We start from the raw sequence: 13,500 nt of genomic DNA, 5'->3' as shown, positions 1-13,500 counted from the left end.
TTTCCGTCTCTCCCCTTCTGCCGCTCCTTCCCTCCTGTCGCTTGCTTCCCCCCCCTCCTCTTCCCCCTTCCCCCCCCCCCCGGTACCCTACCACTTGGCCTTCCCTGCAAGCAATCCCCCATGTAGTCAAGTACTTGCCGTACGTATCGATGATGAGGAACAATACCACTTCAATACCCATTGACAGCCTATTTTTCGCGATGTAAAGTTGCTGAAAACTTAAGTCGAAGGCTGGGCGACCAGATATGAGCATGCAGACAACAACGCCGCAATTAATACTGTGGGACCTGGACGGCACCCTGATCGATAGCGAGCCGCTGCACCTGGAGTCGATTCGGCGCGCCTGCCTTGGCCTCGGCAAGGTGCTCGACGCCGAATTGGGCCTGCCGCCGGGCATGGACGCGCCGGGCACGTACCGGCATTTGTTCGGGTTGGCGCCGGCGCAGGCGCTGCCGCCGCAGTACACGCGCTGGTACGACGCGGCGATCGAGCATGTCGTCGCGCATCTGGGCGGCACCCGGCCGGTCGCCGGCGCGCTGGAGTGCTGCGCCTGGTTCACCGGGCGCGGGCTGGCGCAATCGCTGGTGTCCAATTCGCACCCGCGCGTCATCGAGGCCTCTGTGCGCCACCTCGGCATACGCGAACACTTCGCCCACCTGTGCAGCGGCGACGAGGTCGCGCTGGGCAAGCCGGCGCCCGACGTCTACCTGCGCGCGCTGGCGCTGCACGGCATGAGCGCCGACGCCGGCTTGGCGTTCGAAGACAGTCGCACCGGCATCACGGCGGCCAAGGCGGCCGGCCTGCGGGTCGTCGCGGTGTCGGACAGCGCCGAACTGGCCGCGCTGGCCGATTACAGCGTGTCGCCGTTGCAACCGGACTCCTGGCGCGCACTACGCCAACAGTTGTTCTAAACACATCCGCCCGCGCCTGGCTCGTAGCCGCCCCCCCCTACCCGACCAGCAGCCAAATTTACTATCAGGAAAGCCATGACCAGCAAACTAGCGTTCAACCAAGGCGACCCGCAATTCATCCCCCTGACAAGCTACCGCGCCTATCCGCAAGAAGAGATGGAGCAGCGCGCCCTGCAGTTCTACCAGGACATGGCGCGCCGTAAAACCATCCGCGAGTTCTCCAGCGAGCCGGTGCCGCGCTCGGTTATCGAACAATGCCTGCTGACGGCCGGCACCGCGCCCTCCGGTGCCAACCACCAACCCTGGCATTTCGCCGTGGTGTCCGATCCGGCGCTGAAGCGGCAAATCCGCATCGAAGCCGAAATCGAGGAACGCGAATTCTACGAGCGCCGCGCGCCGCAGGAATGGAAGGACGCGCTGGCGCCGCTGGGGACCGACTCCAGCAAGCCGTTCCTGGAAGACGCGCCCCACCTGATCGTCATCTTCGGGCAAAAGAACACCGTCATGGACGATGGCGCTGTCGTCAAGAATTACTATGTGCCGGAATCGGTCTCGATCGCCACCGGTTTTTTGATCGCCGCCCTGCACCACGCCGGCCTGGCGACGCTGACGCACACGCCCAGCCCGATGGGCTTCCTGAACCAGCTCGCCGGCCGGCCCGACAACGAAAAACCCTACATCCTGCTGGTGGTCGGCTACCCGGCCCAGCACTGCATGGTGCCAAACATCCGCAAGAAGCCGCTGAACGAGATCGCCACTTTCCTTTGATCATCCACATGAAAATTTTCGAAACGGCGTCGTCGGACAAACTGTAATTCAGGACGCTCGCGCAGCTCAGCGCCCGTACCAATACCGCGCGTGGCCCAACCGATACTGCTCCACCGCCAACTGCGCGCCGAAGCGCAACGTCAGCGCGCCCGACTCGTCGGTGCGCAGGCGCTCGATGTCCATCTGCCGGTAACGCTCGTACACCTCGGCCTTGGGGTGGTGGTAGCGGTTTCGATACCCAAGCTGAAACAGCGCCAGTGCGGGTTTCACCGCCGTCAAAAATGCCGCCGTGGACGAGGTGCCGCTGCCATGGTGCGGCGCCAGCAGCACGTCGGCGCGCAGCCGCTCGGGCGAATTGGCCACCAGCTGCGCCTCCTGCGCCGCCTCGATGTCGGCCGCCAGCAGAATCGCCGCGCCGCCTGCGCTGACGCGCAAGGTACAGCCGCGCGCGTTCGGCTTCAGCGCCACGTCGTCGTAGCTGGCCGCCGGCGGGTGCAGCATCTCGAAGCGCACGCCGTCCCAGCTCCACTGCTGCCCGGCCGCGCAACGCCGGTGCCGCGGCGCCGCCTTGACGATGGGGTGCTCCGGCCACATCGACGAGGACAACCAGCCCACCCGCACGCCCTCCAGCAGCGACAGCGCCCCGCCCGAGTGGTCGGCGTCGCTGTGCGTGACGATCACGCCGTCGAGCGCGTCGATGCCGCGCGCCTTCAGGTACGGCAGGATGACGCGGTTGGCGCCGTTCGAACCGGGCGCGTAAAACGGCCCGGTGTCGTACAGCAGGCGGTGGCCGCCGGTCTCGATCAACAGCGCCATGCCCTGCCCGACATCGAACGCCGTGACCCACATCTGGCCGTCGGGCGGACGGCTGGGAAGCAAGGTCAGCAACGGTATCCAGCTGACGGCGCCAAGCCAGCGGTGCGGCCAACCGCGCGGCGCCAGCATCCACAGCGTACCCAGCATCGCCCAACAGAACATCCACGGCGGCGGCGCGGGCGCGCTCCACACCGCGAGCGGCTGCGCGCTCAGCCATTGCAACACCTGGGCCAGCGCTTCCACGACGCCATGCGCGACCACCAGCAGCGGCGTTGACAGCGGCGCCGGCAGCAGGCTGCCGGCCAGCGCCAGCGGCGTCACGACCAGGCCGACGAGCGGAATCGCCAACGCGTTCGCCAGCGGGCTGACCAGCGACACCTGCGCGAACAGCAGCATGGTCAGCGGCACCAGGCCGAGCGTGACGACGTACTGCGTGTGCGCGCCCAGTTGCAGCGCTTCGCGCAGACGCTGGCGGCGGCCGCGCTCGGGGTCGCGCCGCGCCGCCGTGCGCCCGACGGTGGCGTACAGGATCACTGCGACGGCGCCGAATGACAGCCAGAATCCCGGCCACAGCACCGCCCACGGGTCGAGCAGCACGACCACGCCGAGCGCCGTGCACAGCACATGCGAGACGCTGGTGATGCGGCCCAGCCACACGGCCGCCGCCACCACGACCAGCATATACAGGGTGCGCTGGGCCGGCACGCCGAAGCCGGCCAACAGCACATACAGCAGCGCCACGGCGGCGCCGGTCAAGGCCGCGACCTTCTGCGCCGGCAGCAGCAAGGGCAATTGCATGCCGGTGAAGAAGGAATGGCGCCACAAGCCCGACGCCACCAGCGCGAATAGGCTGGCGATCATCGTAATGTGCAGGCCGGAAATGGAAATGAGGTGGCTGACGCCGGTGCGATTGAACACCTGCCAGTCCGACTGGTCGATGGCGCGCTGGTCGCCGACCACCAGCGCGACGATCACGCCGGCGTACTCCCTGCCCGCCAGGGCGCGCACTATGCGTTTGCGCAAGGTGGCCCGGCTGCGCTCGACCAGGTTGCCCAGGCCGAACACGAAGCTGTCGATGCGCTGGTTCTTTAGCGCCGCGCCCTTGTCGGGGCGCACGTAGCCGGTGGCGCGTAAGCCCTGCTCCAGCAGCCACACCTCGTAATCAAAACCGTGGGGGTTGGCGTTGCCGTGCGGGCGTTGCAAGCGCACCGTCAATTGCCAGCGCTCGCCGGGCTGGACGTCGCCGACGGCGGCCACCTCGTCGCGATAGCCCGAGTACCACGACAGCGCCACGCGCGGCGGCACCTTGACGGCGGCGCCGCGCACTTCCTCCACCGCGAAACTGAAGCGCACGCCCTGCTCGAAACGGTACGGCAGGCTGTCGATGGTGCCCACCAGCGTGACGTCGCGGCCCTCGTCGGCCTTGGCCAGTTGCGGCGCCAGCGCCGTTTGCGCCAGCAGCGCGGCCCAGAAAAAGCCGCAGGCAAGGCCGAGCAACAGCGCCAAGCCGGCGCGCAGCGGCGGCTGGCGTCCGCGCGCGATGAAGACGAGGAAACCGCCAACGAGAATAGCGGCGGCAAGCGACAGCGCCGGATACGCGGGCAAGGAGGCGCGCGTCTGCAAGCAGGCCGCACCGCCGACAAAGCCGAGGATACCCATGCGCATTGCTTACCTTCGGATCGGGTTCATCACTTTTGAGGCAACCGTTATCGATATTACCCAGCATTCCCGGGCCGGATATGCTTTGATCGCATTGTGTTGAGACTGCGCAGTTGTCAGGCGCGTTGTCGTTGAATTGTGCGCAGCGATCAGCTTCCTCCAAGTCTGTTTTCACCTGCCCCGCCACTCGTGACGGTAACTGTTCGATATTGACTCTCAGTGGACGCAATATATAAGCAACTGGACGATCGCTACGCGCCATTAAAGATACAGTTCGATGCGATCGACGCACTCAATTTCCATCCTACATTTGACCATGCCTGCGCGACGCTGCGCGATTTCCTGACGTCGAAGCAGAATGCGCAATCGCCACCGCATTCAAAGGGCGTGCTTTAAGTAAATTGCCGACGCCAAAGTCGGATAGGAGGACAAGGCGACACAAGGCGCGGCCCCGTTGAAACGTCTTGTTTTTGAGCCGCCTCAGCGAGAGGCGGCCGAACCGTCCATTCCCGGGCGGCGGGATATAATCGGCATCGATACCACATTAACGCCCAGGTAAAAAAATGACTGCTGCCCCCTCTTCCCGATCCCAGCCGCAGGACAACGACGAGGGCGACGACGACTTCCTGAACCGCGAGCTGGACCTGCATGCCCAGGGCGTCCACCTTGTCAAAATGGAGGGCCGGGTGTTCCTGCGCTTTGCCGGCACGGTCGAGGCGGCGGGCTTGCAGGTGCCCTACCAACTGGTGCCGGCGCAGGGAGTGCTGGCGCGGCCGGCCAAATGGCGCAACATGGCGCGCGACGCCCGGCGCCAGCTGGTGCAGGAGCGCGCCACCGAGGCCGCGCTCGACGAGCTGCGCCAGCACGTCGCCGACTTTGCGCGGGACGTCGTCGAGCAATGCGAAGACAGCGGCCTCGATCCCGCGCCCCTGCTGCAGACGCTGGCGGACCTGCAGACCTCGGAGCCGGCAGGTGTGATCTTCGACCGCATCCGCCAGCGCATGGTCCACGCGGTCGAGCGCCACCAGGAGGAGCGCCACGCCGCGCGCACCAAACAGAGCATCAACCTGGCCGAGTATCCGGCCTCGTTCGAGCTGGCGCGGCGCATGCCGCGCAAGTTCATCGCCCTGCTCGGGCCGACCAATTCCGGCAAGACCCACCGCGCCATCGAAGCGCTGGCGAAGGCGCAAAGCGGCATTTACCTGGCGCCGCTGCGCCTGCTCGCGCTGGAAAACTTCGAGCGCCTGCAGGCGGCCGAGCCGCATGGCAAGCCGCTGGCGGTCAGCCTCGTCACCGGCGAGGAGCGCCGCCTCGTCGAGGGTGCCACCCACGTCGCCAGCACGGTCGAAATGCTCGACACCCGCACCGCCGTCGAGGTCGCGGTGATCGACGAGATCCAGATGCTGGCCGACCGCGACCGCGGCGCCGCCTGGACCGCCGCCGTCTGCGGCGCGCCCGCCAGCGTGGTCTACCTGGTCGGCGCACCGGAGGCGCGGCGCGCCATCGAGGCGCTCGCCGACCGACTCGAATGCCCGCTGGAGGTGCATCTGCTCAAGCGCAAGGCGCCGCTGTCGATGGAGCCGGGCGCCGTGCGCAAGCTGCGCGGTTTGCGTCGCGGCGACGCGGTGATCGCCTTCTCGCGCCGCGACGTGCTGATGTGGCGCGACATGATCACCGAGGTCGGCCTGTCGGTCGCCACCGTCTACGGCAACCTGTCGCCGGAGGTGCGGCGGGCGCAGGCGCAGCGCTTCCGCGACGGCCTAGCCGATGTGGTGGTCGGCACCGACGCGCTGGCGATGGGCTTGAACATGCCGATCGCGCGGATTGTGATGACGACGACGGTCAAGTTCAACGGCGTCGAGGAAGAGGAGATCTCGGCGGCGCTGGCCCGGCAGATCGCCGGGCGCGCCGGGCGTTTCGGCGTCCACGAGGAGGGGCTGGTGGCCGGCTACGACGAGCAGACGCACGAGGTGATGCGTTCGCTGCTGAAGGAAAAGCTGCCGGCGCTGAACGCCAGCGGTTTTCCGGTAGCGCCGTCGCTGGAGCATTTGCACCGCATCTCCGCCGCCACCGGCGAGACCTCGCTGGGCAAGCTGCTGAAACGCTTCACCCACAACATCGACGTGCCGGACGGCTTTTTCTATCCGCGCATCACCGAGGAGCAGTCGGAACGCGCGCTCTGGCTCGACACTCTGCCGCTGTCGGTCGCCGACAAGTTCACGCTGTCGCTGGTGCCGGTGTCGGCCAAGGTGCCGTCGTTGCAGAACGCCTGGGAGCACTGGGCTAAGGCGCTGTCGCGCCAGCACCCCACACGGCTGCAGCGGCACGTGGCCGACCTGTCGTGGCAAAACCTGCAGCAGGTCGAAGACACCTGCCGGCTGTACTCGGCCTACGCCTGGCTGGCCTACCGCTTGCCCGAGTATTTTCCCGACGTCGAGCTGGCGCGCGAGCTGGCGCGCGAGGCGTCGGACCGGGTCGACTCGATTCTGCACGCGCAAAATTCGGCGGCGCGCAAGCGCCAGGAACTGGCGCCGGTGGGCGGCGCCAAGAAAAAACCAGGGCGTAGATCGATGCGGTAAGTTGAGGCATCGTAGGTCGGATTAGCGGCAGCGTAATCCGACGCCGGGCCGCCGCCGACGCCAGTCGGGTTACGCGCTGTGCGCTAACCCGACCCACGAAAATCAGCGCGCGGCGGCGCCGACGTATTGCAGCCGCAGAACCATGCCGTTGCGGTCGTCGGCGATGTAGACGTGGCCGTCCTGGCCCTGCTTGACGTCGACCGGGGCGCCCATGCCCTGCTTGCCTTTGCGGGTCCAGCCGCCGATCAACTCGACCGATTTGCCCAGTGGTGCGCCGGCCTTGTCGGGCAGCAGCGCCACCAGCCGGCGGCCGTGCTGGCGGTAGCCGTGGCAGCCGATGATCAGGCTGTTGCGGTATAAGGCCGGGAAGCCGCCGGCCGTGTAGAACGTCATGCCCAGCGGCGCGGCGTGCGGCGGCAGCAGCCGCGCCGGCGCGCGATAGGCGATGCAGCCCAGCGTCGGATATTCGGGGCTGGGCCGGTTGTCGTCGTAGCAGTATGGCCAGCCGTAGAATTGGCCGGGCTGGATCAAATTCAGTTCGTCGTGGGGAAGCTCGTTGTCGTTTTTCAGCGCCGGCATCGCGACCTGGATCGCGCCGCGCTTGAGTAGCCAGACGCCGCCCTGGTTCGGCTCCCAGCCACCCATGTCGGCCACCAGGATGTCGCCGTTCGGTAGAGGTTGTACGCCGCGCGGGAAGGCCAGGCCGGTGGCGAGGACGGCGACGCAGAAGCCGTCCGGCGTCGTCACCGACAGGCGCGGCAGACCGTCGCAGCGCGCGCCGGAGGCCGCTGCGGGGACCGCGGCGTGCGCCGGCGCGGCGCACAGCAAGGCGGCGGCCACGCCGATGCGGCCCTGGCGCGTCATGCCGCCGCTCCGTTGGCCGCCATGCGCGGCAGCGCGGAGCGGGCGTTGGCGCTGGTCGCCGCGGCGATGGCGGCCACGTCGACGCCGCGCAGCTCGGCCAACACCTGGCCGATGCGCGGCAGTTGTTCCGGGCTGTTGCGAGCCGGATGCAGCCAGCTCGGCGAGATGTCCGGCGCGTCCGTCTCCAGCACGATGGAGGACAGCGGCAGTTCGCTGGCCATGCGGCGGATTTGCAGCGCGCGCGTAAACGTCATGGCGCCGCCGAAGCCGAGCTTGAAGCCGAGGTCGATGTAGCCCTGCGCCTGCTGGAAGCTGCCGTTGAAGGCGTGGGCGATGCCACCGGCCGGGCGGATTTGGCGCGCGTGTTTCAGCACCACGTCCTGCGAGCGGCGCACGTGCAGCAGCACCGGCAGCGCGAAGTCGCGGGCGATTTTCAGCTGCTCGCGCAGGAAGTGCTCTTGCTTGGCGCGCATGGCCGGCTCCGCCAGCGTTGGAATAAAGAAGTCCAGGCCGATCTCGCCGATGGCGACGAAGCGGCGCTCGTACAGCGCCGCCTCGACCGCTGCGCGCAGCGCCAGCAGGTCGGCCTCGTCGGCCTGCGGCACGTAGATCGGGTGGATGCCGAGCGCGTAGCTGGCGTTGCCGACGCTGGCGGCCAGCTGCGCCACGACGGCGAAGTTGGCCCGTTCGACGGCCGGTATCACGATCATCGACACGCCCTGGGCGGCGGCGCGCGCGGCCACCTGCTGCGACTCGCCGCCGAATTCATGCGCATCCAGGTGGCAGTGCGTGTCGATCCACATGGCTAGTCCAAGTACGGTTGCAGTCCCTCGTCGGTCAGGCGCAGCACGCGGTCGCAGCGCTTGGCCAGCTCGATGTCGTGGGTGACGATGATGAAGGCGGTGCCCAAGGTGCGCGACAGCTCCAGCATCAGGTCGAAGATCTGCTCGGCGGTGGCGTGGTCGAGGTTGCCGGTTGGCTCGTCGGCCAGCACGCAGGCCGGCTGTGTCACCAGCGCGCGCGCCAGGGCCACGCGCTGGCGTTCGCCGCCGGACAATTCGCCCGGCGTGTGGATGACGCGCTTGGCCAGGTTGACCCGGGTCAGGATCTGCAGCGCCAGGCCCTGCGCCTCGACGCGCTTCATGCGCCGTATCATCAGCGGCATGGCGACGTTGTCGAGCGCCGAGAACTCCGGCAGCAGGTGGTGAAACTGGTAGACGAAGCCGAGCGAGGCGTTGCGCAGGTCGCCGCGGGCTTTCTCGTTGAGGCTGGCGAAGTCCTTGCCGAGCAAGGTGACGCTGCCGCTGGTCGGCGTGTCAAGCCCGCCCAGCAGGTGCAGCAGGGTCGATTTGCCCGAGCCCGAGGCGCCGACGATGGCGACCCGCTCGCCGCGGTGGACGTCGATGTCGATGCCGGCCAAAACCTTGACCTGGTAGTCGCCCTGGACGAAGGTTTTGCCCAGGCCGCGGCACGACAGCACGGCCGCGCCGTTGTTGTTTTGCGTGGTGTTATTCATAGCGCAGCGCCTCCGCAGGTTTCACGCGGGCGGCCCACCAGCTTGGGTAGATCGTGGCCAGGAAGGCCAGGACCACGGCCAGCACGCCGATTTTCGAGACGTCGGCCCAGCGCAGGTCGGACGGCACGGTGCTGATGAAGTAGATATCCTTCGACAAGAACTGCACTCCTAATAAATGTTCGATAAACGGGACGATGACGTCGACGTTGAGGGCCACCAGCACGCCGCCGGCCACGCCCAGCATGGTGCCGAGTATGCCCACCAGCGCGCCCTGGATCATGAAGATCTTCATGATCGACGCCGGCGAGGCGCCCAGCGTGCGCAGGATGGCGATGTCGGCCTGCTTGTCGGTCACCGTCATCACCAGGGTCGAGACCAGGTTGAAGGCGGCCACCGCGATGATCAACGTGAGGATGATGAACATCATGCGTTTTTCGGTTTGCACGGCGGCGAACCAGTTGGCGTTGAGCTGCGACCAGTCGCGCATCCACAGCTCGCCCGGCATGCTTTTCTTCAGCTCCAGCGCCACCTGCGGCGCGCGGTTCATGTCGCCCAGGCGCAGGCGCAGGCCGGACGGGCCTTCCAGGCGCAGCAGCCGCTCGGCGTCGCCGATGTGGACGAAGGCCAGGCCGGAGTCGAATTCGTTGTGGCCGGCCTCGAAGATGCCGGTCACGGTGAAGCTGCGCATGCGCGGCAGCACGCCGGCCGGGGTGACCTGGCCCTGGGCCAGCATCAGCGTGACTTTTTCGCCCAGGTTCACGCGCAGCGCGCGCGCCAGCTCGACGCCGAGCACGATGTTGAAGGCGCCCGGTTTGAGCGCGTTGAAGCTGCCCTGTTTGACCTGCGCGGCCACGTCGGAGACCTTCGGCTCCTCCTCCGGCAGCACGCCGCGGATGATGGCCGGGCGCAGCGCCTCGTCGCGCAGCAACATGCCCTGGGTTTCGACGAAAGGCGCGGCGCCCTTCACTTGCGGGTTCTTGAACGCCTCGCGCGCGGCGCCCTGCCAGTCGGGCATGGCGCCGCGCGGGTCGAACACCTCGACGTGCGCCAGCACCGACAGCATGCGGTCGGTGACCTCCTTCTGGAAGCCGTTCATCACCGACAGGACGATGATCAGGGCGGCCACGCCCAGGCCGATGCCGGCCATCGAGATGAGCGAGATAAACGAGATGAAGCTGTTGCGGCCACTGCGCTTGCCGGCGCGCGTGTAGCGCAAGCCGACCAGCCATTCGAAAGGCAAATTCTGGATAATACTCATGAGTTCCGGCGTTCTAATACTGTTGAGCCCGCAGTGTGCCATACAAATGGCTTGTCGGGCTGAAACACCACGCGCAAGGCTCCGGCCGGGCTTGCTCGCGGGCGTGGCTGTGGCTATTCGTAGCGCAGCGCCTCGGCGGGCTTGACGCGCGCCGCCCACCAGCTCGGGTACAGCGTCGCCAGCAGCGCCAGCCCGAAGGCGATCAGGCCGATGGTGCTAACGTCGGCCCAGTGCAGGTCGGACGGCACCGCGCTGATCTTGTAGATTTCCTTGGACAGGAAATGCATGCCGAACAGGCGCTCGATCACCGGCACGATGACGCCGATATTCAACGCCAGCACGGCGCCGCTGAGCACGCCGAGGGCGGCGCCGAGCAGGCCCACCACCGCGCCCTGGATCATGAAGATCTTCATGATCGACGCCGGCGAGGCGCCCAGCGTGCGCAGGATGGCGATGTCGGCCTGCTTGTCGGTCACCGTCATCACCAGCGTCGAGACCAGGTTGAAGGCGGCCACCGCGATAATCATGCTGAGGATGATGAACATCATGTTCTTCTGGCTCTGCACCAGCGCGTACCAGCTGGCGCTGACCTTGGACCAGTCGCGCATCCACAGCTCGCCGCTCATCGACGCCTTCAGCTCGCGCACCACCTGCGGCGCGCGGTCCATGTCGGCCAGGCGCAGGCGCAGCCCGGACGGGCCGGCCAGGTTCTGCAGGCCCTGGGCGTCGTCGATATGGATGAAAGCCAGTCCGGAGTCGAGTTCGTTGTGGCCGGCGTCGAAGATGCCGGCAACGGTGAAGGCGCGCATGCGCGGCAGCACGCCGGCCTTGCCGACCGGCTCGCGTTCGAGCATCAGCGTGACGTTCTGGCCCATCTCGGCGCCCAGCGCGCGCGCCAGTTCGACGCCGAGGACGATCTTGAAGGAACCGGCCCGCAGGTCGTTGAAGTCGCCTCGCTTGACCTGGGCGGCGACGTTGGAGACCTTGCTTTCCTCCTGCGGCAGCACGCCGCGCACGATGACGGGACGCATGGCCTCGTCGCGCAGCAACATGCCCTGGGTTTCGACGAAGGGCGCGGCGGCGCGCACCTGCGGGTTTTTGAAAGCGGCCTGGGCCTGCTCGCGCCAGTCCGGCATGGCGCCGCGGATGTCAAACACCTCGACATGCGCCAGCACCGACATCAAGCGGTCGGTGACCTCCTTCTGGAAGCCGTTCATGACCGACAACACGACGATCAACGCGGCCACGCCGAGGCCGATGCCGGCAACCGAGATCAGCGAGATAAAAGAGATGAAGCTGTTGCGCCCGCTGCGTTTTCCGGCGCGGGTATAACGCAGGCCGACCTGCCATTCAAACGGTAATTTCTGGAAAATGCTCATGCGCTGGGACGATCAAAAGACGTTCAAGTGCGCAGTGTGCCATAGAATCAACAGGCGATGCGGCCCCCTTCGACGCGCGCCGCGCGCAACGCGCCGAATCCGCTGCTCGTTAGCGCTCAGTTTTCCGCTCAGCGGGAAGAAAACACCTCGTCCACGCTTTGCGCACGCAACAAGGCTTTGGCCCAGGCCAGCAGTTGCGTGTCGCTGGCCGAGGCCAGCCTTTCCCGGGCTTCGTCCGGCAGCGCGCCGAAACGTTCTTCCAGTTGCATCGCAAGCAGGCTCTGCTGCCCCTTGCGCATGCCTTCGCCGCGGAACTTACGCTCAAAATAACTCATGTAAGGCATCGCATTGCTCCTTTCCATCGCAGGGATGTCGGCCCACAATTCATTGTCCAACTCGGCGGGCAATTGCATCATCCAGTCTATGACGTTGAGGAAGTCGATGATACGTTGTTTGTCCCAATTCCGCTGGAATAGCAGCGCAAAAAGACGGCGCTTCGCCGCCGCCCGGCGCGCCATGTCGCCCTTGGTCTGGCGCGTCAGCAGGTGCGCCGCCGTCACCAGCGCGAACGGGTTTTCGTCCTGCAACAATTGCTCGATTTGGCCGGCGTAATCGATCAGTTTCACCACCGGAAAGCTGAAGCGCATCTCGCAGCCGAACAGGCGATAGCCGAAGGTGTCCGGCTTCCAAGACGCGCTGCCGTCGGCCAGCAGTGCCAGGCTGGAGACGGGCCGCCGGTAGTGGTCGTAGATGCGGTAGTTGCAGGCGAACATGCGCTCGGCGAAGCGACCCTCGCGCCGCCCCTGCACTTCCAGATGCACCAGCACCCAGCGCTCGGCGCCGCCGCGCAAGGTGACCTTGACCAACTTGTCGGCCAGGCGCTTGCCCAGCTCGGCGTCGCGCGCAACCTGCGCCAGTTCCTGCTCCAGGAATTCCGGCTCGCGCGACCAGTCGATCTGCGCGTGCGCGGACGGGAAATAGAAAGCCATAAACGCCGAGAAATAGCGCGTGACGGCATCCTTCCAGGGCGTGTCGTAATCGTCGTGTGGCGTGGCCATGGCCCAGTGTAGCGGCGCGGCGGCGACGCGATGCCGTCTGGATCAAAGGCCGCGCCGGCCGCGCCGGCGCCGGCGTGGCGTTACGGCGCCAGGCCGAAGGCCGGCAGCAGGCGGCCGGACAGGGACAGTTGCCGCATCCGCGCCAGGATCAGCCGGTGCGACTGGTCGATGCGGCGCTGCTGCACGACGAAATAGCTGTCGCGGGTCTGGATGATCTGTTGCAGGTTGCGCCGCCCGGCCTCGAACTGGATCGCCCCGCCGCGCACCAGCAGCGCCATCTTCTTCTCCTGCTCGGCCAGCAAGGCCAGCGAACGCTCGGCGTTGGCGATGCGCGGCCCCAGCCCGGCCAGGTCGGCGCCGGCGGCCTGCTCGGCGCGCGCGAGGTCGGCGTCGGCCGCCTCGGCCCGGCTGACGCCCTCGTCGCGCCGCGCCAGGCCCTCGCCGCCCATCGGGAAGTCCCAGCTGACGCCGATCGACCAGCCGCGCCGCTGGATCGTCGACGGCGGCGGCGTGGTGTGGTTGTTGACCAACCGGCGCAAGTCCAGGTCGACCTTGGGCGCCAGCGTCGCGGCCAGGTTGCGCACCCGCAGGCGGGCGGCGGGGGGGGGGGGGGGGGGGGGGGGGGGGGGAGAGGGGGGGGGGGGGGGGGGGGGAGGGGGGGGGGGGAGGGGTGGGGGGGGGGGGCCATGCCG

Annotated in this window: 11 protein-coding genes; 3 read left to right on the top strand and 8 right to left on the bottom strand. The window is 67.3% G+C overall.

Annotation, left to right across the window (positions count from 1 at the left end; genetic code table 11):
• Window positions 1–251: 251 nt before the first annotated feature.
• Both ACFDR9_RS24565 and ACFDR9_RS24560 read left to right on the top strand, forming a co-directional pair.
• Window positions 252–911 (top strand): HAD family phosphatase, encoded by a 660-nt coding sequence (locus ACFDR9_RS24565; protein WP_157406497.1) that lies wholly within the window; start codon window positions 252–254, stop codon window positions 909–911.
• 75 nt (window positions 912–986) lie between these two features.
• Window positions 987–1,679, top strand: a complete 693-nt coding sequence (locus ACFDR9_RS24560) for a nitroreductase family protein (protein ID WP_409032662.1) — start codon at window positions 987–989, stop codon at window positions 1,677–1,679.
• A gap of 66 nt (window positions 1,680–1,745) precedes the next feature.
• On the opposite strand, the gene ACFDR9_RS24555 is transcribed toward ACFDR9_RS24560, so the two are convergent.
• Window positions 1,746–4,160 (bottom strand): DNA internalization-related competence protein ComEC/Rec2, encoded by a 2,415-nt coding sequence (locus ACFDR9_RS24555; RefSeq protein ID WP_409032661.1) that lies wholly within the window; start codon window positions 4,158–4,160, stop codon window positions 1,746–1,748.
• 557 nt (window positions 4,161–4,717) lie between these two features.
• On the opposite strand from ACFDR9_RS24555, the gene ACFDR9_RS24550 reads away from it, so the two are divergent.
• Entirely contained in the window at window positions 4,718–6,733 is a 2,016-nt protein-coding gene (locus ACFDR9_RS24550) for a helicase-related protein (RefSeq protein WP_409032660.1), read from the top strand.
• Between the two features lie 102 nt (window positions 6,734–6,835).
• On the opposite strand, the gene ACFDR9_RS24545 is transcribed toward ACFDR9_RS24550, so the two are convergent.
• From ACFDR9_RS24545 to ACFDR9_RS24515, 7 genes are all read right to left on the bottom strand, one after another.
• Window positions 6,836–7,597, bottom strand: a complete 762-nt coding sequence (locus tag ACFDR9_RS24545) for a PQQ-dependent sugar dehydrogenase (protein WP_409032659.1) — start codon at window positions 7,595–7,597, stop codon at window positions 6,836–6,838.
• On the bottom strand, window positions 7,594–8,400 hold the full coding sequence (locus ACFDR9_RS24540) for a TatD family hydrolase (RefSeq protein ID WP_409032658.1): 807 nt from the start codon (window positions 8,398–8,400) through the stop codon (window positions 7,594–7,596). The genes ACFDR9_RS24545 and ACFDR9_RS24540 overlap by 4 nt, the downstream gene beginning before the upstream one ends.
• A 2-nt stretch (window positions 8,401–8,402) precedes the next feature.
• Window positions 8,403–9,113 carry a lipoprotein-releasing ABC transporter ATP-binding protein LolD gene (gene lolD / locus ACFDR9_RS24535; RefSeq protein WP_409032657.1) on the bottom strand — a complete coding sequence of 237 codons (711 nt, stop codon included), beginning with the start codon at window positions 9,111–9,113 and terminating at the stop codon, window positions 8,403–8,405.
• Window positions 9,106–10,371 (bottom strand): lipoprotein-releasing ABC transporter permease subunit, encoded by a 1,266-nt coding sequence (locus ACFDR9_RS24530; protein ID WP_409032656.1) that lies wholly within the window; start codon window positions 10,369–10,371, stop codon window positions 9,106–9,108. Before ACFDR9_RS24530 ends, lolD begins: the two co-directional genes overlap by 8 nt.
• A 113-nt stretch (window positions 10,372–10,484) precedes the next feature.
• On the bottom strand, window positions 10,485–11,750 hold the full coding sequence (locus ACFDR9_RS24525; protein WP_409032655.1) for a lipoprotein-releasing ABC transporter permease subunit: 1,266 nt from the start codon (window positions 11,748–11,750) through the stop codon (window positions 10,485–10,487).
• 128 nt (window positions 11,751–11,878) lie between these two features.
• Window positions 11,879–12,808 (bottom strand): DUF4351 domain-containing protein, encoded by a 930-nt coding sequence (locus tag ACFDR9_RS24520; protein ID WP_409032654.1) that lies wholly within the window; start codon window positions 12,806–12,808, stop codon window positions 11,879–11,881.
• 80 nt (window positions 12,809–12,888) lie between these two features.
• Window positions 12,889–13,500 (bottom strand): TolC family protein (locus tag ACFDR9_RS24515; protein ID WP_409032653.1); only part of this gene is annotated, 612 nt, incomplete at its 5' end.

It is taken from the genome of Janthinobacterium sp. CG_23.3 (assembly GCF_046115965.1).
Classification (GTDB): domain Bacteria; phylum Pseudomonadota; class Gammaproteobacteria; order Burkholderiales; family Burkholderiaceae_D; genus Janthinobacterium.
Note: the sequence above shows the minus strand (reverse complement) of the source record. Positions and strands in the feature narration are given on the sequence as shown.